Source organism: Rhizobium sp. BK251, from assembly GCF_004345245.1.
Lineage (GTDB): Bacteria > Pseudomonadota > Alphaproteobacteria > Rhizobiales > Rhizobiaceae > Rhizobium.
The window spans coordinates 248,934-271,267 of the sequence record NZ_SLUQ01000003.1; the positions used below are offsets into that span (position 1 = coordinate 248,934).

Sequence of the window (22,334 nt, forward strand, 5' to 3'; positions counted from 1 at the left end):
TTGCTTAAAGGTCACGCAGGGCGGTTCGCATGCGAGCCGTTCATAGCGAGGGTATTGGCCCGCTGTGAGGACATGATCAGGTCAAATACGAGGTCGCTTCGCGGGCATGTACCCGCGCTCTTGGCGCCTCATCCGGCAGACCGGTTTCGTCCAATGGCGGCGTGATTTGAAGTTCGACGGGGCGGCTTTGCCTTTCCGTCGCGGGAGACAAGTCCGGATGAAGCAGGATGCGGTGTCGCCAACGGCGAACGACGGGGCTGCGACGACCATAACCGACCGGCGTGCCTCATTTGCGTTTCCGGGACTCATACTCGCCGGCGGCGCGCTCCTGTGCGCCACGCTGACGTTGTTCATCCTGCTCGGCCTCACGCCGATTGAGCCGACGTCGCATGTCGTCATCACGTCCGTCGTCATCAATTCGTTCTTCGTGCTCGGCCTTATCGCCCTCATCGGGCGGGAGGTTGCGCGACTCCTGAAGGCGCGCAGCCGCGGACGCGCCGCCGCGCGCCTGCATATACGCATCGTCGTGCTCTTCTCGATCGTGGCGATAACGCCGGCGATCCTTGTCGCGATATTCGCCAGCATCACGCTCAACGTCGGCCTCGACCGCTGGTTCTCGATCAGGACGCAATCGATCGTCAGTTCCTCGCGGAATGTCGCGCAGGCCTACATGCTGGAAAACGCGAGCTACCTTCAGGGTCAGACCGTCTCCATGGCGAACGACCTGGAGCGCAACCGCGCGCTCTTCAATCTCGACAGGACCGGTTTTGGCAACCTCATGACGCGCCAGGCTCGCGGTCGCGGGCTGCTTGGGGCTTTTCTGGTGCGCAGCGACGGCTCCGTCATCGTGCAGGCCGACATCAAGACCGAGAGGCCGCTGCCCGCGATCCCCAAGGACGCGCTTGAAAGCTCAGCGGCCGGACAGCCGACGCTCATTCCGCCGGGCGTCACCAACCTTGTCGGCGCCATCATCAAGCTGGACGCACTTCCGAGCGCCTTCCTCTATACGGTGAGGGCCGTCGATCCGAAGGTCATGACGGCGATGCGCCTCATGGACGAAAACACGGCCGAGTACAAGGCGATGGAAGCCGGCCGGATATCGCTGCAGATCGCCTTTGCGGTGCTCTACATCGGCTTTGCCCTGATCGTGCTGCTCGCCGCGATCTGGACGGCAATTGCGGTTGCCGATCGGATCGTTCGCCCGATCCGGCTGCTGATCACGGCAGCGGACAACGTCGCATCGGGGAATATGGACGTCGTCGTTCCGGTGCGTGCCGTGGACGGTGACGTCGGCAGTCTGTCGCGAACCTTCAACAAGATGATCTCCGAGATCCGGACGCAGCGCGACGAAATCCTGGAGGCGAAGGACGAGGTGGACGACCGCCGCCGCTTCATCGAGGCTGTCCTTTCGGGCGTGACGGCGGCCGTCATCGGCGTCGAGCACGACCAGAGGATCACCATCGTCAACACCTCCGCCGAGACCTTGCTCGGCCTTCCGGCCGAGCAGCTGATCGGCAAGCGGCTGACCGAGATTGCGCCCGAAGTGGACCATGTGCTCACGGAGGCGACTGCGCGGTACAGAAACGATTTCCGCAAGCAGATCAGCCTTGTTCGGGGCGGGACGGTACGGACGCTCAGCGTGCAGGTGACGCGGGAGGAGGCACGCGACCCGAAGGAATCCTACGTCATCACGCTCGATGACATTACAGATCTGGTCATTGCGCAGCGCTCCACTGCCTGGGCGGACGTCGCCCGGCGCATCGCGCACGAGATCAAGAACCCGTTGACGCCCATCCAGCTTTCCGCCGAGCGCATCCGGCGGCGCTACGGCAAGCAGATCGACGAGTCGGACCGCGCGATCTTCGACCAGTGCACCGATACGATCGTGCGGCAGGTCGGCGATATCGGCCGCATGGTGGACGAGTTTTCCGCCTTCGCGCGCATGCCGAAGCCGACCATGGAACCGACGGACCTGCGCACCATCCTGCGCGACGCGATGTTCCTGCGCGAGATGGGCAATACCCATGTGCAGTTCCTCCAGGAGTTCGGCGACGAGCCGCTCCAGGGGCTGTTCGACAGCCGCATGCTCGGCCAGGCTTTCGGCAACCTGATCAAGAACGCCGTCGAGGCTATCGAGGCGGTGCCGAATGACCAGAAGCGCGACGACCGACGGATTTTGGTACGCGCGCATCTCGAAGCGGACCGCGACCGGTTCACGGTCGACGTCATCGACAACGGGCGCGGGCTGCCGGTCGAGAACCGTCACAGCGTACTGGAGCCCTACATGACCATGCGCGAGAAGGGCACGGGCCTCGGGCTCGCCATCGTCAAGAAGATCATCGAGGAACATGGCGGACAGATCGAGCTGCACGACGCGCCCGCCGATTTTGACCAGGGCAGGGGAGCAATGATCCGCGTGCATCTGCCACGCCGTGAATCGGCCACGCCCTCCCATGCAGGAAGCGACAAGGAAAGTGCCTATGGCCTCTGATATTCTGGTGGTGGATGACGAGCACGACATCCGCGAAATCGTTTCCGGCATCCTGTCCGACGAAGGGCATGAAACGCGCACCGCGCACGACAGCGACAGCGCGCTGGCTGCCATTTCTGATCGCGTGCCGAAGCTCATCTTTCTCGACATCTGGATGCAGGGCAGTAAGCTGGACGGCCTGTCGCTCCTCGACGAGATCAAGACGCGGCACCCGGAACTGCCGATCGTGATGATTTCGGGCCACGGTAACATCGAGACTGCAGTTTCTGCCATCAAGCGCGGTGCATTCGACTTCATCGAGAAGCCTTTCAAGGCCGATCGCCTTATTCTCATTGCCGAGCGGGCGCTTGAGAACCTCAAGCTGAGGCGGGAAGTATCCGAGCTGAAGAAGCGCGCAGGCGACGCCGTCGAACTGATCGGCACGTCCGTTGCTGTTTCGCAGTTGCGTCAGACGATCGAGAAGGTGGCGCCGACGAACAGCCGTGTCATGATCCTTGGCCCCTCCGGCGCCGGCAAGGAACTTGTCGCGCGCATGATGCACAAGAAGTCGGCGCGGGCGGGCGGCCCCTTCGTGGCCCTCAACGCGGCAAACATTACGCCCGATCGGATGGAGATCGCGCTTTTCGGCACCGAGGGCTCTCCCGGCCAGGCAAGGAAGATCGGGGCGCTGGAGGAGGCGCATCGCGGCATTCTCTACCTCGATGAGGTCGGCGAGATGCCCCGCGAGACGCAAAACAAGATCCTGCGTGTGCTGGTCGACCAGCAGTTCGAGCGCGTCGGCGGCTCGAAGCGGGTCAAGGTCGATGTCCGTATCATCTCCTCGACGGCCTACAATCTCGAAAATCGCATCGCCGAAGGCTGGTTCCGCGAGGACCTCTATCATCGCCTGGCCGTTGTCCCTGTGAAGGTGCCGGCACTGTCCGAGCGACGCGAAGACATTCCTTTTCTCGTTGACCAGCTGATGCGGCAAATCTCGGAGCAGGCCGGCATCCGCACCCGCAAGATCGGCGACGACGCCATGGCTGTCCTGCAGGCGCATGACTGGCCGGGCAATATCCGCCAGCTGCGCAACAATATCGAGCGGCTGATGATCCTTGCTCGCTCGGACGGTCCGGATGCACCGATCACGGCCGACATGCTGCCAACGGACCTTGGCGACATGCTGCCGAAGGTTTCGGCCAAGAACGACTACCACATCATGACCTTGCCGCTGCGCGAAGCTCGCGAGATGTTCGAGCGAGACTATCTGATTGCGCAGATCAACCGTTTCGGCGGCAATATCTCGCGCACGGCCGAATTCGTCGGCATGGAGCGCTCTGCGCTACACCGCAAGCTGAAGTCGCTGGGCGTCTGAATTTGCCCGGCGCGGCATGGGCCGCGCTGGCTTCCCTTCCTTTGTTCATTTCCCCGAAATCAGGTTTTCCATGCCAAGAATAGCCTATGTGAATGGTCGCTACGTGAAGCATTCCGATGCCATGGTCCATGTGGAGGATCGCGGCTTTCAGTTCGCGGATGGTGTCTACGAGGTCTGCGAGGTTCGCCATGGCTTCATCGTCGACTTGACGCGCCATCTCGACCGGCTTGGCCGGTCGCTAGGGGAGCTGCAGATTGCCTGGCCGATGAGCAGAGGCGCGCTGACGAACGTGATTCGAGAGACCTTGCGCCGCAACCACGTCCACAACGGCCTCTTCTATCTGCAGGTGACCCGCGGCGTGGCAAGGCGCGACCACGTCTTTCCGGCGGCAGGGACGCGCCCGTCGATCGTCGTGACGGCCAAGAGCACCGATCCATCGGTCATTGCCGCCAAGAACGCCAAGGGCATCAAGGCGATCACGGTTCCGGACAATCGCTGGGACCGCGTCGACATCAAGACGGTCGGTCTGCTCCCGAATGCGCTTGCGCGCCAGAAGGCGAAGGAGGAGGGCGCCCAGGAGGCGATCTTCATCGATACGGACGGCATGGTGAAAGAGGGAGCTGCCACCAACGTCTGGATCGTCGACACCCAGGGGACGCTGGTAACACGGCCGTCCGAGCACGGCATTCTGAGGGGCATTACACGTACTACGCTAATCGACGTAGCCGGCACGCTGGGGCTGCCTGTGACGGAGCGATTTTTCTCCGTCGAGGAGATGATGAACGCGCGCGAGGTGTTTATCACCGCGGCCACAAGTATTTGTTTTCCCGTGGTTTCCATCGATGGGCGGACGATCGCCAACGGCCACCCGGGAACCGTCTCCCAGAATATTCGCGAAGCTTTTTTCGACGTTGCGGAAAAGACTGCGATTTGATACCAAGTTCAGCGGAGGCGGGGGAGATGAGGGGTCTCTCCTGGGAAGCCGAAAGGCTAGATCAATATTTCCACCGGCTTTCTCAGGGCCGGCAATAAAGAAAGAATCGGCGCGATGGCGGAACGTTCTCAGAACCTGCAGGACCTGTTTCTCAATACTGTTCGCAAGCAAAAGATCTCACTCACAATCTTCCTTATCAATGGCGTGAAGCTGACGGGCGTCGTCACGTCCTTCGATAACTTCTGCGTCCTCTTGCGCCGTGACGGCCATTCGCAACTTGTGTATAAGCACGCAATCTCGACGATCATGCCGGGCCAGCCCATGCAGATGTTCGAGAGCGAAGAAGCCGCGTCCTAACAAGGCCAGAGACTATCACAACACGCGATACCAAGAGCGACTCCATCATCCCGGACACGCACAAGCTTCGGGATGATATGCGCGCCGTCGTGGTCGTTCCCGTCCTCAAGCAGGCCCGCGGACGCGGCGCCCAGCCAGAGGCAGGCACGACATCCTCCCGCTCGCCCGAAAGCCGTCTCGACGAGGCGATCGGTCTTGCGCGTGCAATCGACCTGGAGGTGGTCAGCGGGCAGATCGTTACGATCAACGATCCACGGCCCGCCACCCTGCTCGGCACCGGCAAGATCCAGGAGATCCGGGCGCTGCTTGACGAGTTCGACGCTGGCCTCGTGATCGTTGACCATCCGTTGACCCCGGTGCAGCAGCGAAATCTTGAGAAGGAGTGGAACGCCAAGGTCATCGACCGCACGGGCCTGATCCTCGAGATCTTCGGCCGCCGTGCCTCCACGAAGGAGGGCACGCTGCAGGTCGATCTGGCGCACCTGAACTACCAGAAAGGCCGTCTGGTACGGAGCTGGACCCACCTTGAGCGCCAGCGCGGCGGTGGCGGCTTCATGGGTGGCCCGGGCGAAACCCAGATCGAAGCGGACCGGCGCCTGCTGCAGGACCGTATTGTGAAGCTCGAGCGCGAGCTGGAGCAGGTCGTGCGCACACGCCAGCTGCACCGGGCCAAGCGCCGCAAGGTGCCGCACCCGATCGTCGCCCTGGTCGGCTATACGAACGCCGGAAAGTCCACGCTCTTCAATCGCCTTACCGGCGCGGGCGTGCTTGCCGAGGACATGCTTTTCGCGACGCTGGATCCGACGCTGCGGCGCATGAAACTGCCGCACGGGCGCACGGTCATCCTTTCCGATACGGTCGGCTTCATTTCAGACCTGCCGACGCATCTCGTCGCCGCCTTCCGGGCGACGCTGGAAGAGGTGCTTGAGGCGGACCTCATCCTGCATGTCCGCGACATGGCCGATCCTGACAACCAGGCGCAGAGCGCCGATGTGATGCGCATCCTGAACGATCTCGGCATCGACGAGGCCGAGGGCGCCAAGCGCATCATCGAGGTCTGGAACAAGATCGACCGGCTGGAGCCGGAGGCGCATGATGCGATGCTGCAGAAGACTGCCGGTGCCGAGAACATCATTGCCGTCTCCGCGATCAGCGGCGAGGGCGTCGACCGGCTGATGGGCGAGATCAACCGCAGGCTCTCGGGCGTGCTGACCGAGACCACCATCACGCTTGCGGTCGACAAACTCGCGCTTCTGCCATGGCTTTACGACCACGCAATCGTCGACAGCCGCGAGGACAATGAAGACGGGTCAGTCACGCTCGACGTGCGCCTGACGGAAACCGAGGCCGTCGAGCTGGAGCGGCGCATGGGCAATGGCCCCAAGCCGCAGCGTGAAGGATGGGAACGGTAGTTCCGCTGCCTGATGACGAAATTCGGCTTCGTTATGCCGACGGGAGACTGGCGTATCTCGCTGCCGCGTTTTTAGCCTCGACTGTCATTGCCATATCCGCGGCGCAAAGTATGGGATGGGTAGCGGGCGGGCTTGCGCTGATCGCATGCCTGGCGCCAACGCTTTGGCTGGCCCGGCACGCCGCTGCTTCGCCGACCGAACTCATTATTTCGCCGAAAGGTATAATCTGCTCGAGCCATGCGTCGGCGCCCGTTCCATGGACCTGGATCGAGCGCTCGTTTATCGGCGGAAAATACAGCCAAGAGGTTCTGATAACTTTCCGGGATGACTTGAATGGTCAAGCACGAGCCTCTCTCGAGAAAATTCAATCCGGTGCGTACAATGGCGGGTATCTACGGATCACCACATGGGGCCTGCGCGAGGAAGTGAGCGGCCGTCGGGTCAGCAGCACCAGTCTGTTGGAACTGGTTCATGATTATCGCGCCCGGTTCGGGATACCGGTGACGGCGGAAGCCGAGGACGGCGCCGCGATATTTACTTCTGCATCATGGACTGGGCTTGAGGACGGATGACGGAGATCGGCCGGGCGTTGATTTCCTTAGCCCAGTTGGCGTTCTATGGCCTTTGCGGCCTGCCAGATTTCCTCCATCCGCTCCAGCGTCGCGTCTTGCAGCGTCTCGCCTTCAGCTTCAAGAACCTGCTCGATGTGATTGAAACGGCGGCGGAACTTTGTGTTCGTCCCGCGTAGGGCCTGCTCCGGATCGGCCTTCACGTGCCGTCCGATATTGACGACGGCGAAGATCAGGTCGCCAAGTTCATCGACGACCTTCGCGTGCTGGCCTTCCTCAAGCGCCACGCGCAGCTCGCCGATTTCTTCCTCGATCTTGTCGAGGATCGGCTCCGGTGCCGACCAGTCGAAGCCGACCTTGGCGCCGCGCTCCTGAAGCTTCAGCGCTTCGGTCAGCGCAGGGAAGCTGCGCTGTACGGAACCCAGGAAACCGGCCTTGAAATCCTCGCTGTTCCCATGCCTGGCGCGGCGCTCGGCGCGCTCGCGCTTTTCGGCCTGCTTGATCTCGTCCCACTGTTTCTTGACGCGTTCCGGCGTGTCGGCATCGGACCGGGCAAAGACATGCGGATGCCGACGGATCATCTTGCGAGTAATGGCCTCGACGACATCGCCGAAGGAGAACTCGCCGGCTTCCTCCGCCATCCGCGCGTGGAAGACGACCTGGAGGAGCAGGTCTCCCAGTTCGTCGCAAAGATCGTCCATGTCCTTGCGCTCGATCGCGTCGGCGACCTCATAGGCCTCCTCGATCGTGTAGGGCTTGATCGTCTCGAAGTCCTGCTCGATGTCCCAGGGGCAGCCGGTTTCGGGATTGCGCAGTGCGGCCATGATCTCGATCAGGCGCGAAATGTCTTTGGAGGCTTCCATGGTCACTCAGTTCAGCGGGATGTCGTTGGCGCTCTTTGAGGTCTGGTAGGTCTCGGATAGCGTGTCGTAGCGCGACTTGATGCGCGCGGTCTGCGCCTTGAGTTGGGCTCTCAGCGGATCGTCCTCCGTCGCCACCAGATCTGCAATCGCAAAGCTGTTCCAGAAGGCATTCTGCCGCCTGTAACCGCCGGGTTCCAGATCGAAGACTTCCTTGAGGATTTTCAGGTCATGCGGAATGGCAAAGCTGTCGCGGGAGTCCTCGTGGCTGAAGAAATAGTAGAAATTGTCAAAGCCCGCCCAGGTGATGGCGGACATGCACATGGTGCAGGGTTCGTGCGTGGAAAGGAAGATGAGATCCCTGGTCGCCGGCCTGTCGCCCATCTCATAGAAGCGCTTAAGTGTATGCACTTCGCCATGCCAGAGCGGATTTTCCAGCTCGTTGTTGGTCTCGGCAATGACGAGCGAGTGGTCTGACTTGCGCAGGATTGCCGCGCCGAAAACCTTGTTGCCGGCGGTAACGCCGCGCTCCGTCAGGGGAAGGATGTCCTTTTCCATGACGTCGAGAAGGCGGGCGGCGATGGATTGGGAAGGCATGAGGAGGCTCCTGGAATTCGCGCCCACTCTATCCGGAATTGCGTGGCTGCAGAATGGGCAAATGCGGCGGTTAGCCTGTTTGCCACAGCCAAGAATCCGGCGTCTCGACTAAAAAAGTCGATAATATTTATAGATTTCTACTACTTAGATCACACGGCGGTGACCGGAGAGTTTTGCTCAAATGACGGAAGTGTCGAGCAAAAGAATACGCTTGCCTGAGGGCTTTCGGATTCCTGTTTCTTCAATCTGCTGGCGGAAAAGGGCATATTCCGGCTACTTCGAAGTGGATTGAGAATGCCTCCCAGGACTGAACAGCTTACGGTATTTCCAGCCTTCTTTCGCGTGGAAGGTCGGATCGCAGCCGTCTTCGGCAATGGCGACGAGGCCTTTGCGAAGGTGCGGCTGCTTTTGAACACGCGAGCCCGCGTGGTCGCCTATGCCGATCGCCCGGAAGCGGATTACCACGCCTTTCTCATCGCCAATCGTATCGAGACTGTCCGCAATGTGTTCGTGCCGCAGCAAGTGGAAGGCGCCACGCTCGTCTTCGCCGCGACGGGTGACACAGAGCAGGACCGTCGCATCGTCGATGCCGCCCGTGCCGCGAAGATCCCGGCCAATGCCGTCGACCAGCCCGACTATTGCGATTTCTTCACGCCTGCGCTCGTGAACCGCGCCCCGGTTGCCGTTGCAATCGGAACGGAAGGCGCTGGACCGGTGCTCGCTCAGATGATCCGGGCGCAGATCGATCAACTGCTTTCGCCATCGCTTGGCCGTCTTGCCGAGCTTGCAACGAGCTATCGCAAGGCCGTCGAGCATCTGGTGTCACGCGGTGTCGCACGCCGAATCTTCTGGCGCCGTTTCTTCTCCGGTCCGGTTTCGGATGCGGTCGCCAACGGCAACCTGCCGCAGGCGCGTCGCGCTGCCAACGGCCTGCTGCGCTCGATGGATCGCGTCGAGGGTCGTGTCTGGCTTGTCGGCGCAGGCCCGGGCGCGGAAGACCTTCTTACGCTGCGCGCGCAGCGCGTTATGATGGAAGCCGATGTTGTCGTCTATGACGCCCTGGTACCCCAGGCGATCGTCGATATGGGCCGCCGCGATGCGGAGCGGCTTTCGGTCGGCAAGCGCAAGGGCTGCCATTCGAAATCGCAGGAAGAGATCAACGATCTGCTGGTCGAGCTTGGCCGCCAGGGTAAGCGCGTCGTTCGGCTGAAGAGCGGCGATCCGCTGGTCTATGGCCGTGCGGGAGAAGAGATGGCAGCTTTGCGTGCCGCCGGTATTTCCTATGAGATCGTGCCCGGCATCACCTCCGCTTTCGCGGCGGCCGCCGATTTCGAGCTGCCGCTGACGCTGCGCGGCGTCGCCTCGTCGCTGGTCTTCACGACCGGCCATGACCTGACCGGCGACGTGCTGCCCGACTGGGCGAGCCTTGCGGTCTCGGGTGCGACCATCGCCGTCTATATGGGCCGCACGGTGGCTGCGTCCGTCGCCGAGCGGCTGATGCAGGCAGGGCTGCCGCCCGAGACCACGGTTGCCGTGATCGAGAATGCGAGCCGCGCCGATCGACGGCTCCTGCATGGCATCTTGCGCGATCTTCCGGATCTGCAGCATCGCGACGAGTTGACGGGACCGGTGATGGTCATTATCGGCGATGCTGTCGCGGGCGCGAATTTTGAACTATCCGAGCCGCTGGTGCGCCGCGAGGCGACCGCGCCGGAATTTGCAAGGAGTTGAACATGGTCGACAAGGTTTTGACCGCCAACCGGCTGGCCGATGGCATCGCCGTCTGGCTCGATGCCAATGGCCAGTGGGTGACCTCGCTGCAGGATGCGCTTGTCGCCCGACATGCTGAGGCCGTGACTGCCCTCGAGGAGATCGGCAAGAGATCCTACGCCAACAACGAGGTCGTGGACGTCACGGTTATCGATGTGCAGGAAACGAACGGCCAGCTCTGGCCGCTGCGCCTGCGTGAGCGTATTCGCGCCCAGGGCCCGACCATGGAATATGCGCCTGGCTACAAGCCGGCCGATCCCGAATTCATTGCAGTCTGAGGAAGACGATGTACCGTTACGACGAATTTGACCACGCCTTTGTCGCCGAGCGCGTCGAGCAGTTCCGCGACCAAGTACAGCGCCGCCTCTCCGGCGAGTTGGCTGAGGATGCGTTCAAGCCGTTGCGCCTGATGAACGGCGTCTATCTCCAGCTTCACGCATACATGCTGCGTATCGCGATCCCCTACGGCACGCTTTCCTCGCGGCAGTTGCGCAAGCTTGCCCACATCGCGCGCACCTACGACCGCGGCTATGGTCACTTCACGACGCGCCAGAACCTGCAGTTCAACTGGCCGAAGCTCTCCGACATGCCGGATGTGCTGGCTGAGCTCGCGACCGTCGAAATGCATGCCATGCAGACGTCGGGTAACTGTATCCGCAACGTGACGGCCGACCACTTCGCCGGCGCTGCCGCGGATGAAGTCGCCGATCCGCGCCCCTACGCGGAAATCCTGCGTCAGTGGTCCTCCGTCCACCCGGAGTTCTCGTTCCTGCCGCGCAAGTTCAAGATTGCCGTGACGGGCGCCGAGCGCGACCGCGCCGCGATCCAGGTCCACGATATCGGCCTGCACCTGAAGAAGAACGAGAAGGGCGAGATCGGCTTTGCCGTCTATGTCGGCGGTGGCCAGGGCCGCACGCCGATGATCGCCAAGTTGATCCGCGACTTCCTGCCGGAACAGGACTTGCTCTCCTACACGACCGCGATCATGCGCGTGTACAACCTGCACGGCCGCCGCGACAACAAGTACAAGGCCCGCATCAAGATCCTCGTCCATGAGACGGGTGCCGAAGAACTCGCCCGCCAGGTCGAGGTCGAGTTCGCCCAGCTCAAGGATACCGAGCTGAAGCTGCCGGAGCAGGACGTGCAGGCGATCACCGCCTATTTCGCGCCGCCCGCGCTGCCAGAGCGTGCCGAAGGCTGGGAAAATCTCGCCCGCTGGAAGAAGGCTGATCCGGCCTTTGCCCGCTGGGTGCAGCAGAATGTCCAGCCCCACAAGAATCCCGACTATGGCATGGTGACGATCTCCCTGAAGCCAATCGGCGGCATTCCGGGCGATGCGTCGGATAGCCAGATGGATGCAATCGCCGACATCGCCGAGGAATATGCCTTCGACGAGATCCGCGTCAGCCATGAGCAGAACCTGATCTTGCCGCATGTGGCGCTTGCCGATCTCGAAGCCGTCTATCGCGGCCTCGTCGCCATCAACCTGGCGGAAGCCAATGCCGGCCTCATCACCGACATCATTGCCTGTCCCGGCCTGGACTACTGCGCGCTTGCCAATGCGCGCTCGATTCCGCTGGCGCAGGAGATCTCGAGGCGCTTTGGCGATCCGACACGCCAGGCCGAGATCGGCGAACTCAAGATCAAGATTTCCGGCTGCATCAATGCTTGCGGCCATCACCATGTCGGCCATATCGGCCTTCTGGGCGTGGAAAAGAAGGGTGCGGAACTCTATCAGATCACGCTCGGAGGTTCCGGTGACGAGCATACCTCGATCGGTGAAATCATTGGCCGCGGCTTCGAACCTGATAAGGTGACGGATGCGGTGGAGATGATTGTCGACACCTATCTCGGCCTTCGGCTCGATCACTCGGAAACGTTCCTGGCCGCCTATCGCCGCGTCGGACCGCAACCCTTCAAGGATGCGCTCTACGGCTCGGCAGCGGAAGCGGCATAAGGAGGGGACGATGACGCAGATTTGGAGAGAGACCGGTTTTGTCGACAGCGATCCCTGGGTGATCGAGACCGACGAGGTGAAGGCGACGGAGGAGCAGAAGCCGCTGCTCAGCCTCGACGAGCTGATCGTCAAGGCCGAGGAGAGCAACGACGTCGGCCTTGGCGTGCTCATCAAGCCGGCCGACGACGTACGCAAGCTCGAGCCCTATCTCTATCGACTGGAAATCGTCGCGGTGGCTTTCCCGGCCTTCAATGACGGTCGCGCCTTCAGCCATGCTTCGCTGCTGCGCCAGCGGCTCGGCTATACCAATGAGTTGCGCGCGGTAGGCGACGTGCTGATCGACCAGATTCCGCTGATGCAGCGCGTCGGAATCGACAGTTTCGCCGTCACCAACGAGACGGCATTGAAGCGCCTTTCCGAGAGGCGTCTTCCTTCTATCCCGCATCACTATCAGCCGGCGGCTCGGGCCGCCGAGGGTGGCAAGGGTTATAGCTGGCGTCGGCAGTCGAAGCCGGCGGCTTGAGCGGAGCCGGTCGCGACAAGTTGAGCGGGGCAGAAAGCTCTGCCTTGCTTCCGGCGCTATGCAGGCAGATGATGTCGAATGTTGAGTAAGGCATGCATATTTCCCTGCCTCGGCGTCGCATGGAACGGAATGCCTTTAAATCGAGGCTGTTTTGTAATATCAGCCTCTGCGACAGAACCGAGTAGAGACGCACGACGGGATCGAATACCGCATGAACGCCCCAGCAAAGACAGAGGATTTCGCCGCTTCCATACCGGCCGGTGTTTTCGCCGAGACCGTGTTGAGCGTGACGCACTATACCGACCACCTGTTCCGCTTCACGATGACCCGGCCGCAGGGCTTCCGGTTCCGTTCGGGCGAATTTGCGATGATCGGCCTGATGGTCGAGGGAAAGCCGGTTTTCCGGGCCTATTCGATCGCCAGCCCGGCCTGGGCCGATGAGCTCGAGTTCTTCTCGATCAAGGTTCCGGATGGTCCGCTGACCTCCCACCTGCAGCTCATCAAGCCGGGCGACCAGGTGCTGATGCGCAAGAAGCCGACGGGTACGCTGGTGCTCGACGCGCTGACGCCTGGCAAGCGGCTGTACATGTTCTCGACAGGTACAGGGATTGCGCCTTTCGCCAGCCTGATCCGCGATCCGGAGACCTACGAGAAGTACGAGGAAGTGATCCTCACCCACACGACGCGCGAGGTCGCAGAGCTGAAATACGGCTTCGATCTGGTCGACGAGATCCGTAACGACGAGATCCTGAGCGAGGTCGTCGGCGAAAAGCTGCGACACTACGCGACCGTAACTCGCGAGGACTTCGAGTACCAGGGGCGCATCACAGACCTCATCTCCTCGGGCAAGCTCTTCAGCGACCTCGGACTGCCGCCCATCGATCCCGCCATCGACCGCGGCATGATCTGCGGTTCCTCGGCCATGCTGAAGGATACGAAGGAACTGCTGGAGAAGGCAGGCCTCGAAGAGGGCGCCAACAGCAAGCCCGCAGAGTTCGTGATCGAACGCGCCTTCGTCGGCTGAGCGCCTTCAAAGCTTGGATGAATTGGAACGGCTCCGGAAACGGGGCCGTTTTTCATTGGCTGCTGAGGTAGTCGATCAGGGATATCATTGTCGCGCGCGCCTCCTCGGCATTGCCCTGCTGGATTGCGCGGATGACGGCGACATGCAGCGCAATCGAGCGGTCCATGCGCTCCGGCGTTGCCGTCGAATACCAGAGGCGGCGGGAGTGGGTCTGAACCGGTCCGAGCGCCACAGTGATGAAGCTGTTCGGGCAGGAATCCTCCAGTATCTCGTCGAAGGCCTTGTCGGCGGCAAAGAAGCCGGCAAGATCTCCGCTGACGGCGCAGGCCGCCATCAGGCGGGCGCATTCGCTGAGGCGCGAGCGCTGCAAATCTGAGGCGTGGAGGGCGGCTAGGGAGGCGGCTATTGGCTCGAGCTCACGCCGAACCTGCATGACATTGGCGTGGTCATTGGCGCCGATCTGCGCGATCTGTAAGCCGACACGCGGCCTTACATTGATCAGGCCCTGCCATGAGAGCTTCTGGATTGCTTCGCGGACGGGCGTACGGCCGCTGCCGGCGAGCTCTATGAGCTGCTTCTCGGTGATGAGCGTCCCCGGCTTGAGCGCCAGTGTGACGATCAGATGTTCCAGCGCGAGATAAGCCAGATGGCTTTGCGACGTCTGCATCCCGAGTGATCTCCCCCTGATATATCATTCGCACGCCGTTCGGGAGATGGCAAGGATACGTGATATATCAATGCTTAGCGCGGGAAGAAAAATATGGGAGTGTTGTGGCGTGCTATTGGAGGCGGCGCAGGCGTACCTTTGGGCCCGAACCGTTCTGGCTACCTACTCATGGCGCAGCGCATCGATCGGATTGAGCTGGGCCGCCCGGCGCGCGGGAAAATAACCGAAGACCATTCCGATCGCGGCGGAAAATAGAAAGGCGATCACGATCATGGATGGGCTGGTAACGAATGGCACGCCGAGGAATTGGACGGTGCCGAAGGCGAGGCCGAGCCCGAGGAGGATTCCGGCTATGCCGCCGAAGAGGGAGAGCGCCACGGCCTCGACCAGGAATTGCATGAGCACCTGACTTTCCAACGCGCCGATGGCAAGCCGCGTGCCGATCTCGCGAGTCCTCTCGGTCACCGAGACGAGCATGATGTTCATGATGCCGATACCGCCGACGAGCAGGCTCACTGCGGCGACGGCGCCCAGGAGGCCGGTGAGCAGGGTCGTGGTTCCCGTCATGGCCTGGGCGATCTGTGTCATGTCGTTGACATTGAAGTCGTCCTCCCGGCCGATCGCGATCTTCCGGCGCTCTCTCAGCAGGCTCGCCACATCCGACTGGACCTTCGTGGTGGACACGCCGTCGCGGGCGGAGATGACGATCATCGAGACGTTGGCATTGCCGCCGATGCGGCGCTGGAACACCTTGACCGGCAGGATGACTACGTCATCCTGGTCGTTGCCCATTCCCGATTGACCCCGCTTGGCGAGCACGCCGATGACGCCGCAGGCAACCTTGCCGGCGCGGATCTGCTGGCCGGTCGGGTCGGCAGTGCCAAAGAGCTCGGAGCGCACCGTCTCGCCGATGATGCATTTTGCCTGACCGCCGCGTTCTTCCGCGGGCAGAAAATTGCGGCCGAAGGCCAGCGGCCAGTCCTGAGCGACGAGGTAGTCGTTCGTCGTGCCGTAGAGCGTGGTCGAGTGGTTGAAGCCGCCGAAGATGACGGTCGCCGTCGACTGATTGAGCGGCGCGACGGCGCGAAGGCCGTTGATCTGATCGCGCACGGCGTCCACGTCCTTCAGGCTGAAGCGCTTGGCCTCCGAACTTGGCCGCCCGGGGCCGAACTGGCCGGGCCGGGCAAAGAGCATGTTGGTGCCGAGCCGCGAGAGTTCCGAGGAGACCTGCGCGGTGGTGCCGTTGCCGATCGTGACGAGGGCGATGACGGCGGCAACCCCGATGACGACACCGAGGACGGTGAGGAAGGAGCGCAGCATGTTGCGGCTGATCGCCCGCAGGGCGAGTTTTGCGGTTTCATAGAGCATGGACCGCCTCCATGTCGCGTTTGGCGTCGGACTCGAGCTTCCCGTCGACAAATCTCAATACGCGCCCGGCATAGGCTGCGATGTCGTTTTCATGCGTCACCATGATGACGGTGATGCCCTGCTCGCGGTTGAGGCGCGTCACCAGATCCATGATCTCGTTGCTGGTCTTGGTATCGAGATTGCCGGTCGGCTCGTCGGCGAGCAGAACGGCCGGATGGGTAACGATTGCCCTCGCTATCGCCACGCGCTGCTGCTGCCCGCCGGAGAGTTCCTGGGCCGTGTGGTGTTCGCGGCCGGAAAGGCCGACGAGGGCGAGCGCTTCGATCGCGCGCTCACGCCGCTCTACGCTGGCCATGCCGCGGTAGATGAGGGGCAGTTCGACATTCTCAACCGCCGACGTCCTCGGCAGGAGGTTGAAGCCCTGGAAGACGAAACCAAGCATGTGGCGGCGCAGGAGCGTGTGGTGGGAGCGGTCGAGGCCGCTCGTCGGCACGCCCTGGAACAGGTATTCGCCTGATGTCGGCACGTCGAGGCAGCCGAGGATGTTCATCGCCGTCGATTTGCCAGAACCGGAGGGGCCCATGATCGCAACGAACTCATGCCGTTGAATGGCAAGATCGACGGAATCGAGCGCGAGGATGGCCGCTTCACCGGAGCCGTAGACCCTGGAGACTTTGCGGAACTCGATCAGTCGATTCGTCATGACATCGGCCATCGCTAGCGTGCCCGTGCCGTCGCATCCGTAATCACTTCGTCGCCGCCCTCTAACTCACCGGAGAGGACCTGCGTGAAACGTCCGTCCGACGAGCCGATCTGGACGTTAACCGGGGAGGGGGTGCCGCTCTTCAGAATCCAGATGGTCCGGTTCGGGCCAGTCGGCGCCGGGGCGGTCGTATTGCGCGGGCCCATGCGCGGCGGGCGGAAGAGGCTGAAGATGTTGCGGCTGCCACGCGACTCGGCCGCCTGCGGCGTATAGCGCAAGGCTGCGTTCGGAACGAGGATCGTATCAGCAATCGACTTGACGACGATGTCCGAAGTCGCGGTCATGCCGGGGCGCAGCAGAAGATCGGCGTTGTCGACGGAAAGCACGGCCTTGTATGTGACGACGTTGTTCGTCGTCTCCGGGGCGAAGCGGATCTGCTCGATCTCGGCCGGGAATGTCCGCTCCGGATAGGCGTCGACGGTGAAGGTCGCCTTCTGCCCTACGGCGATCCCGCCGACGTCAGCCTCGTCGACATCGACCTGAAGCTCCATCTTCTTCAGATCGCCGGCGATGGTAAAGAGAACAGGAGCCGAAAGCGAAGCGGCGACTGTCGCGCCGGGATTGACCGCGCGCGTTAGGATGACGCCTTCGATCGGGGAGATAATCCGAGCCTTGTCGAGATTGACTTCCGCAAGGCGCTGATCAGCTTCGGCGGCGAGCACCTCCGCCTCGTTTATCTCCTTGGCTGCAAGAGCGGAGTCATACTTGTATTGCGAATCCTCCAGGCTCTGCAGCGTGGAGACGTTGCTCTTGACCAGGCTGCGCAGTCGCGTCAGCGAGGATTCGGCTGAAGCGAGCTCGGCCGTTGCCTTTGCAACATTTGCCTTCGCGGAATTCACCTTTGCCCGCGAACTCTTCACGTCGGCTTCCAGCTTGTCGGTATCGAGAACTGCGAGGACGTCACCCGTCTTGACGATGCTGTTGTAGTCGACGTTGACGTCGCGCACAGTGCCGGAAAGCTCGCTCGAAATATCGACCTGTTCCGTCGGCTGCACCGTGCCGGTGGCTGTCACGAGCACCGTGAGGTCGCCATGCTTGATGGTCTGGGTCGTGTAGTCGTATCCCGCTCCGCTTCTGCCAAGATAGTAGTACGATCCCGCGCCGGCGACGGCGAGGATGACAAGAGTGGCAACCGCCCAGCTGCGTCGATGGCGGCTCTTCTTCTGCACCCCGGCGGCAGCCAGGATGGAAGCGAGTTGTGCGGATTCGTCCGTCGCCGGTGCTGTCTTGCGCGGATCACTCAGAATGTTCATCGATCTCCTCGGTATTCCCTTGCGTAGCGCCGCCGCCAGCCCGTCCCATTCGCGGCGGAGGCGATGCGAAATCTCCGCTCAGAAAATCACGCGGAAGCTGAACCAGCGATGACCGTCAGCATGAGGTGACAGATTTGCGCCGTCCTGTGTAATGAAAGATTGGTAATGCAAATCTTTGTTACAATTGCGGGCGCCAATCGCCGCAGATACCCCGGCCGCGCTCAAAAAGACTTCCGCGCGCACCTGCCTGCGCCTTCAGAAGTCGTCCTCCGGAAACTGCGGGATTTCGAGAAGTGGAGCGAGACAATACGCGCGTCGCTTTACCCATATTTCATGGTTGGGGCCAAGTCCTGCTGGCTCATCAGTACCGAGCCTGACCTCGGCCTCACTCTCCCGAAGGCAGAAAGGCTGCGAGCCGCAGTGGGGCAGAAGCCACTGCCCGCGAAATTCGCGGTCTGGCCGTCCGATGAGAAGGTGTCACGCGACCAGGTCACAAACTAGACAACTGCGGAGCCGCTGGACTTGCGGCCGTCCGCACAATGGCAGAGACCGACACGAAGAGGCTTACCCGCTACTGCGTATCCGACCGTCCCGCAGAGACAACCGCCCGCGCGGATAGCCTCAACATTCGTCGGGGCTACCCCACCGGCGTCTCAATAGCCGATGCCTGTCGGCATGGTGGGTGGCCGGCGCTTGGCCGCCATGAGCAGGTCGAGTTCTGTGGCCGAGGGACCGAATTTCTCAAAGAGGCGCTTGGCCTCCTGGTCGTCAAGACGGTACTTTCGCGCAAATTCGGCAATGCTGTACGGCCGGCCGCGAATGATTTTCCGAGCGGGGCCCCGAGTTGAGATCTCAGTCATTTTTATCCTCCTGCTTCTGATCAGGAAGCTAGGGCGGACCAGGCATTTGGGAAGGGCCCGTGTCCGGGCGCGCCAATCCACAGGCGAGAAAAAAACACGAAAAATCATTGGAACTAATGGGCCGAAGGCGCGTTCGCGCAACGCGGTTGCGCGCCGTGGAAAGCCGACGCGGCGGAAGGAAGGACGCGGGAATTTTGCCGTTTCTTTCCGGTGGGCAACGAAATGGCAGCCGAGCTTTCGACCCGTCCGGCTCGCTTCCTCATCCCCCGTACTTACCAAGCGCCCATGCGGCGCTTGCTCTTTTTGACCGGAGTAACCGGAGCTACCGCCGTATCACCCGGCCTACCGCAATAAGAAGGCAGGCGCCCACGAAACCGGCAATCAGGTAGCCAAGCCATCCGCCAAGTGCCACTCCCAACACCGACAATATGGCGTTCGCAACAACCGCCCCGACGATCCCGAGAAGGATGTTCATGAGCACGCCCATATTGCTGTTCATGAACTTTTCAGCGAGCCATCCCGCCAGACCGCCGATAATGATCGCGGCAATCCAGCCAACTTCCCCATTTTCCATGATTAACCCTCCACCCCACAGAATGCATGAGAACAAACGGCGGATAGGGCCGGCTGTTCGGCGTTAGACGGCGACCTGCAGGAGTTCCCGCAACCCTACAGCTCACCTATAGACGCTTCGTAGACGACCCGGCCGCTTCTGCCGTCGACGCCGGCGAGACTGACGTCGTAGCCCCAGAGCCGGCGGATATGGCGCATGGTCGCATCGCGGCTGCCCTCGGATAGAACGACGCCATCGTGAATGGTGTGCTGCAGCCGCAGATGCCGGTCGCCGAGCAGGTCGACGTCTGCGACCTGAATGTCCGGCTGGTTGGCGCCGACATCCAGGTTTGCCGCAAGCACGGCGCGAACATTCTCATAACCGCGTTCATCGTGGATCGCCGAGACTTGATAGTGCTTCGAGCTCGACTCGTCGTCTAGCACGAACATGCGCATCTTGCGCATCAGAGCGGGGCTTAGATACTGCAGGATAAAGGATTCGTCGCGGTGGTTGGCCCAGGCTTCCTTCAGCGTGCCGCGCCAATCGCCGTTACCCGCCATATCAGGAAACCAGTCGCGATCTTCGGACGTTGGCTCTGTGCAGATGCGCTGGATATCCTGCATCATCGCAAAGCCGAGCGCATAAGGATTGATCGACGAGAAACGCGGATCGTCGAAGGACGGCTGGAAGACGACGTTCGAATGGCTCGCCAGCATCTCCAGCATGGCGCCTTCACTGAGCTGGCCGCGATCGAAGAGCGTGTTCATGATCGTGTAGTGGACGAAGGTCGCGCATCCCTCGTTCATCACCTTCGTCTGGCGCTGCGGGTAGAAATACTGAGCTACGATGCGCACGATGCGCAGGATCTCCCGTTGCCATGGTTCGAGGATCAGGCTGTTCTTCTCGAGGAAGTAGAGCAGGTTCTCTTCGGGCAGATTAAGCGATTTCTTGCGCTCCAGAAGCTCGCGGTCGACCTCGCTGGAATTCGCCTCGTTGCGCTGCGGAAGCGTACGCCACAGGTCATTGAAGGTGCGCTCTTCATATTCGAGCCGCTCGCGGATGCGTTCGCGCTCCCGGGCAAGCGAAAGGCGGGGAGGGCGCCTGTAGCGGAAAACGCTCTGGTCCATGATCGCATGGGCGGAATCGAGAATGGCCTCTACCGCGGTCAAGCCATGCATCTCCTCGCAGCGGGTGATGTAGCCCTTGGCGAATTCCATGTAGTTCAGGATCGCGGCGGCATCCGTCCATTGCTGGAAGAGGTAATTGTTCTTGAAGAAGTGGTTGTGGCCAAAGGCGGCATGGGCAGTCACCAAGGCCTGCATCGCCATGGTGTTCTCTTCCATCAGATAGCTGATGCAGGGATTGGAGTTGATGACCAACTCATAGGCGAGACCGCGGCGGCCCGTACGGTAGGCTTGTTCCTCATGGACGAAGTGCTTGCCGAAGGACCAGTGGCGATACATCAGCGGCATGCCGATCGACGAATAGGCATCCAGCATCTGCTCGGACGAGATTATCTCCATCTGGTTCGGATAGACGTCGAGACCGAGATCGTTGAGCGCAACCTCTTCGATCGCATCGTAGGTGCGCGACAGGGTGTCGAAGTTCCAGTCGGAGCTCTCGAACAGGAGGCCCGAAGTAACGGTGCGATTATCCATCTTAGCCTGCTGCTGAGCTGTTCTTCGCCAATTCCGGCTGCTTTGCGAAGAGCTTGTGGAACACTGGATAGATGTCGGCCGGGCGCGCAATGCGGGTCATCTGGAAGTTCGCCCATCTGTCACTGACCTCGCGATAGGCCTTCCACAGCGACGTTCCATTGTCCGTCGTGCGGAAGATGTCGCGCTCGCGCTCGTCGATGATCTCGACGTAGGCATAGTACTGGCAGAGCTTCATTACCTCCCTGTCGAGCAAGTGGACGCAGTTCTGCGAATCGTCCGCACCGTTGTCACCGTCGGAGGCCTGGGCCGCATAGATGTTCCACTCGTGGCTCGGGTAGCGTTCCTGAATGACGCGGCGCATTTCCTCGAGCGCGGTGGAGACGACGGTCCCGCCGCTCTGCGTGCTATAGAAGAAGGTCTCCTCGTCGACCTCCTGTGCCTCGTGCGTGTGACGGATGAAGACGATCTCGGTCCGCTCGTAGCGCCGCTTCAGGAAGAGGTGGAGAAGCACGAAAAAGCGCTTGGCGAGATCCTTTTCCCGTTCGCCCATGGAGCCGGAGACGTCCATCAGGCAGAACATCACGGCGTTGGTGCTTGGCAGCGGCTGCGGCTCGAACCGGTTGAAGCGGATATCGACGGGATCGACATAGGGCACGCGCTTGCGCCGCCGCTCCAGAAGATCGAGCTGCGCGCGCAGATCCTCCAGGTGCCGGCGTTTCGCGGCAGTCATTTCCGCGGCTCCTTCCAGCGCGGATATCTCCTCCTGGATCGCATCGATCTGCCCCTGTTTTGGTCGACGCAGCGCAATGCGGCGACCGAAACTGTTGCGCATCGTCTGCCCGACATTGATATTTGTCGGCGAGCCGGTGATTGCGTAGCCGGCCCTGCGGGACTTGAACGAAATCACTTCCTTGAGATTGAGTTTCACCAGATCCGGCAGCTGGAGATCCTCGAAGAAGAGATCGAGAACCTCTTCACGCGTGAGCACGAAACGGAAATCGTCCTGGGAATCGTCGCCGCCGCCCGTTGAGGCGCCTTTGCCGGATCCCTCACCACCGCTCGGGGGCTTGGCGATCCTGTCTCCCGACCGGAACTCCTTATTGCCAGGCAGAACCTGTTCCCGGCGACCGCTTGCGTGCGCGTGCCGGAAACTGGGTTCGCTGGTACCCTTTGCGGGGATGGGAACGGCCCGATCACCATCAGCATCGCTGATCTTGCCGCTCATTATCTGTTCATTGATGGTGCGCTTAAGCTCTTCTCGTACTCTTTTTAGAAATCGCTGACGATTCCCGAGGCTCTTGTCCTTGGGATTGAGACGCCGATCGATGAAGTTCGGCATGCGGCTTCCTCTCCTAGCAAGGCTT

The 22,334-nt window shown here is 61.5% G+C and carries 21 protein-coding genes and 1 pseudogene; 11 read left to right on the forward strand and 11 right to left on the reverse strand.

Features of this window, described 5'->3' with window-relative positions; all coding sequences use genetic code 11:
- The first annotated feature begins 217 nt into the window (after nt 1-217).
- The 6 genes from EV286_RS08275 (at nt 218) to EV286_RS08300 (ending at nt 7,120) form a co-directional block, all read left to right on the forward strand.
- Entirely contained in the window at nt 218-2,491 is a 2,274-nt protein-coding gene (locus tag EV286_RS08275) for a PAS domain-containing sensor histidine kinase (RefSeq protein WP_132956555.1), read from the forward strand.
- Nucleotides 2,481-3,845: a sigma-54 dependent transcriptional regulator gene (locus EV286_RS08280; RefSeq protein ID WP_132956556.1), complete on the forward strand. Its 1,365-nt coding sequence runs from the start codon at nt 2,481-2,483 to the stop codon at nt 3,843-3,845. The genes EV286_RS08275 and EV286_RS08280 overlap by 11 nt, the downstream gene beginning before the upstream one ends.
- A gap of 70 nt (nt 3,846-3,915) precedes the next feature.
- Nucleotides 3,916-4,779 (forward strand): D-amino-acid transaminase, encoded by an 864-nt coding sequence (locus EV286_RS08285; RefSeq protein ID WP_132956557.1) that lies wholly within the window; start codon nt 3,916-3,918, stop codon nt 4,777-4,779.
- 114 nt (nt 4,780-4,893) lie between these two features.
- Complete coding sequence (gene hfq, locus EV286_RS08290) at nt 4,894-5,136, forward strand: RNA chaperone Hfq (protein WP_003539403.1); 243 nt, start codon at nt 4,894-4,896, stop codon at nt 5,134-5,136.
- A gap of 77 nt (nt 5,137-5,213) precedes the next feature.
- Nucleotides 5,214-6,548: a GTPase HflX gene (gene hflX, locus EV286_RS08295; RefSeq protein ID WP_132956558.1), complete on the forward strand. Its 1,335-nt coding sequence runs from the start codon at nt 5,214-5,216 to the stop codon at nt 6,546-6,548.
- Nucleotides 6,536-7,120, forward strand: coding sequence for a hypothetical protein (locus EV286_RS08300; protein WP_132956559.1), 585 nt, complete (start codon nt 6,536-6,538; stop codon nt 7,118-7,120). The genes hflX and EV286_RS08300 overlap by 13 nt, the downstream gene beginning before the upstream one ends.
- A gap of 26 nt (nt 7,121-7,146) precedes the next feature.
- On the opposite strand, the gene mazG is transcribed toward EV286_RS08300, so the two are convergent.
- Both mazG and EV286_RS08310 read right to left on the reverse strand, forming a co-directional pair.
- Nucleotides 7,147-7,980, reverse strand: a complete 834-nt coding sequence (gene mazG, locus EV286_RS08305) for a nucleoside triphosphate pyrophosphohydrolase (RefSeq protein ID WP_132956560.1) — start codon at nt 7,978-7,980, stop codon at nt 7,147-7,149.
- A 6-nt stretch (nt 7,981-7,986) separates the two neighbouring features.
- Complete coding sequence (locus EV286_RS08310; protein WP_132956561.1) at nt 7,987-8,574, reverse strand: nucleoside deaminase; 588 nt, start codon at nt 8,572-8,574, stop codon at nt 7,987-7,989.
- 294 nt (nt 8,575-8,868) lie between these two features.
- Between EV286_RS08310 and cysG the strand changes: the two genes are divergently transcribed.
- From cysG to EV286_RS08335, 5 genes are all read left to right on the forward strand, one after another.
- Entirely contained in the window at nt 8,869-10,305 is a 1,437-nt protein-coding gene (gene cysG / locus EV286_RS08315) for a siroheme synthase CysG (RefSeq protein WP_132956562.1), read from the forward strand.
- 2 nt (nt 10,306-10,307) lie between these two features.
- Nucleotides 10,308-10,622: a DUF2849 domain-containing protein gene (locus tag EV286_RS08320; protein WP_132956563.1), complete on the forward strand. Its 315-nt coding sequence runs from the start codon at nt 10,308-10,310 to the stop codon at nt 10,620-10,622.
- A gap of 8 nt (nt 10,623-10,630) precedes the next feature.
- Nucleotides 10,631-12,301, forward strand: a complete 1,671-nt coding sequence (locus EV286_RS08325) for a nitrite/sulfite reductase (protein WP_132956564.1) — start codon at nt 10,631-10,633, stop codon at nt 12,299-12,301.
- Nucleotides 12,302-12,311: 10 nt separating this feature from the next.
- Entirely contained in the window at nt 12,312-12,824 is a 513-nt protein-coding gene (locus EV286_RS08330) for a DUF934 domain-containing protein (RefSeq protein ID WP_132956565.1), read from the forward strand.
- 211 nt (nt 12,825-13,035) lie between these two features.
- The gene (locus EV286_RS08335; RefSeq protein ID WP_132956566.1) at nt 13,036-13,848 is read left to right on the forward strand and encodes a ferredoxin--NADP reductase; all 813 of its coding nucleotides are present in this window, start codon (nt 13,036-13,038) and stop codon (nt 13,846-13,848) included.
- Nucleotides 13,849-13,900: 52 nt separating this feature from the next.
- On the opposite strand, the gene EV286_RS08340 is transcribed toward EV286_RS08335, so the two are convergent.
- From EV286_RS08340 to EV286_RS08380, 9 genes and pseudogenes are all read right to left on the reverse strand, one after another.
- The gene (locus EV286_RS08340; RefSeq protein ID WP_132956567.1) at nt 13,901-14,515 is read right to left on the reverse strand and encodes a GntR family transcriptional regulator; all 615 of its coding nucleotides are present in this window, start codon (nt 14,513-14,515) and stop codon (nt 13,901-13,903) included.
- Nucleotides 14,516-14,677: 162 nt separating this feature from the next.
- A complete protein-coding gene (locus EV286_RS08345; RefSeq protein WP_132956568.1) occupies nt 14,678-15,883 on the reverse strand; it encodes an ABC transporter permease in 1,206 nt (401 codons plus the stop codon).
- Nucleotides 15,873-16,586 carry an ABC transporter ATP-binding protein gene (locus tag EV286_RS08350; protein ID WP_132956569.1) on the reverse strand — a complete coding sequence of 238 codons (714 nt, stop codon included), beginning with the start codon at nt 16,584-16,586 and terminating at the stop codon, nt 15,873-15,875. Before EV286_RS08350 ends, EV286_RS08345 begins: the two co-directional genes overlap by 11 nt.
- Nucleotides 16,587-16,600: 14 nt before the next feature.
- Nucleotides 16,601-17,899: an efflux RND transporter periplasmic adaptor subunit gene (locus tag EV286_RS08355; RefSeq protein WP_132956570.1), complete on the reverse strand. Its 1,299-nt coding sequence runs from the start codon at nt 17,897-17,899 to the stop codon at nt 16,601-16,603.
- A 255-nt stretch (nt 17,900-18,154) separates the two neighbouring features.
- Nucleotides 18,155-18,516: pseudogene (locus EV286_RS32435) on the reverse strand (GFA family protein).
- A gap of 36 nt (nt 18,517-18,552) precedes the next feature.
- A complete protein-coding gene (locus EV286_RS08365; RefSeq protein WP_132956571.1) occupies nt 18,553-18,759 on the reverse strand; it encodes a hypothetical protein in 207 nt (68 codons plus the stop codon).
- A 322-nt stretch (nt 18,760-19,081) separates the two neighbouring features.
- Nucleotides 19,082-19,333: a GlsB/YeaQ/YmgE family stress response membrane protein gene (locus tag EV286_RS08370; protein ID WP_132956572.1), complete on the reverse strand. Its 252-nt coding sequence runs from the start codon at nt 19,331-19,333 to the stop codon at nt 19,082-19,084.
- A gap of 95 nt (nt 19,334-19,428) precedes the next feature.
- Nucleotides 19,429-20,970, reverse strand: coding sequence for a SpoVR family protein (locus EV286_RS08375; RefSeq protein ID WP_132956573.1), 1,542 nt, complete (start codon nt 20,968-20,970; stop codon nt 19,429-19,431).
- A 1-nt stretch (nt 20,971) separates the two neighbouring features.
- Entirely contained in the window at nt 20,972-22,309 is a 1,338-nt protein-coding gene (locus EV286_RS08380) for a YeaH/YhbH family protein (protein WP_132956574.1), read from the reverse strand.
- Nucleotides 22,310-22,334 lie beyond the last annotated feature (25 nt).

Bases quoted from the DNA above. Each gene is read 5' to 3' on its own strand.
- EV286_RS08365 (WP_132956571.1), bottom strand. From the start codon at position 18,759: ATGACTGAGATCTCAACTCGGGGCCCCGCTCGGAAAATCATTCGCGGC.
- EV286_RS08320 (WP_132956563.1), top strand. From the start codon at position 10,308: ATGGTCGACAAGGTTTTGACCGCCAACCGGCTGGCCGATGGCATCGCC.
- EV286_RS08335 (WP_132956566.1), top strand. From the start codon at position 13,036: ATGAACGCCCCAGCAAAGACAGAGGATTTCGCCGCTTCCATACCGGCC.
- EV286_RS08280 (WP_132956556.1), top strand. From the start codon at position 2,481: ATGGCCTCTGATATTCTGGTGGTGGATGACGAGCACGACATCCGCGAA.
- EV286_RS08330 (WP_132956565.1), top strand. From the start codon at position 12,312: ATGACGCAGATTTGGAGAGAGACCGGTTTTGTCGACAGCGATCCCTGG.
- EV286_RS08275 (WP_132956555.1), top strand. From the start codon at position 218: ATGAAGCAGGATGCGGTGTCGCCAACGGCGAACGACGGGGCTGCGACG.
- EV286_RS08355 (WP_132956570.1), bottom strand. From the start codon at position 17,899: ATGAACATTCTGAGTGATCCGCGCAAGACAGCACCGGCGACGGACGAA.
- EV286_RS08350 (WP_132956569.1), bottom strand. From the start codon at position 16,586: ATGACGAATCGACTGATCGAGTTCCGCAAAGTCTCCAGGGTCTACGGC.
- EV286_RS08300 (WP_132956559.1), top strand. From the start codon at position 6,536: ATGGGAACGGTAGTTCCGCTGCCTGATGACGAAATTCGGCTTCGTTAT.
- EV286_RS08370 (WP_132956572.1), bottom strand. From the start codon at position 19,333: ATGGAAAATGGGGAAGTTGGCTGGATTGCCGCGATCATTATCGGCGGT.
- EV286_RS08380 (WP_132956574.1), bottom strand. From the start codon at position 22,309: ATGCCGAACTTCATCGATCGGCGTCTCAATCCCAAGGACAAGAGCCTC.
- mazG (WP_132956560.1), bottom strand. From the start codon at position 7,980: ATGGAAGCCTCCAAAGACATTTCGCGCCTGATCGAGATCATGGCCGCA.
- EV286_RS08345 (WP_132956568.1), bottom strand. From the start codon at position 15,883: ATGCTCTATGAAACCGCAAAACTCGCCCTGCGGGCGATCAGCCGCAAC.
- EV286_RS08325 (WP_132956564.1), top strand. From the start codon at position 10,631: ATGTACCGTTACGACGAATTTGACCACGCCTTTGTCGCCGAGCGCGTC.
- EV286_RS08340 (WP_132956567.1), bottom strand. From the start codon at position 14,515: ATGCAGACGTCGCAAAGCCATCTGGCTTATCTCGCGCTGGAACATCTG.
- cysG (WP_132956562.1), top strand. From the start codon at position 8,869: ATGCCTCCCAGGACTGAACAGCTTACGGTATTTCCAGCCTTCTTTCGC.
- EV286_RS08375 (WP_132956573.1), bottom strand. From the start codon at position 20,970: ATGGATAATCGCACCGTTACTTCGGGCCTCCTGTTCGAGAGCTCCGAC.
- hfq (WP_003539403.1), top strand. From the start codon at position 4,894: ATGGCGGAACGTTCTCAGAACCTGCAGGACCTGTTTCTCAATACTGTT.
- EV286_RS08285 (WP_132956557.1), top strand. From the start codon at position 3,916: ATGCCAAGAATAGCCTATGTGAATGGTCGCTACGTGAAGCATTCCGAT.
- EV286_RS08310 (WP_132956561.1), bottom strand. From the start codon at position 8,574: ATGCCTTCCCAATCCATCGCCGCCCGCCTTCTCGACGTCATGGAAAAG.
- hflX (WP_132956558.1), top strand. From the start codon at position 5,214: ATGCGCGCCGTCGTGGTCGTTCCCGTCCTCAAGCAGGCCCGCGGACGC.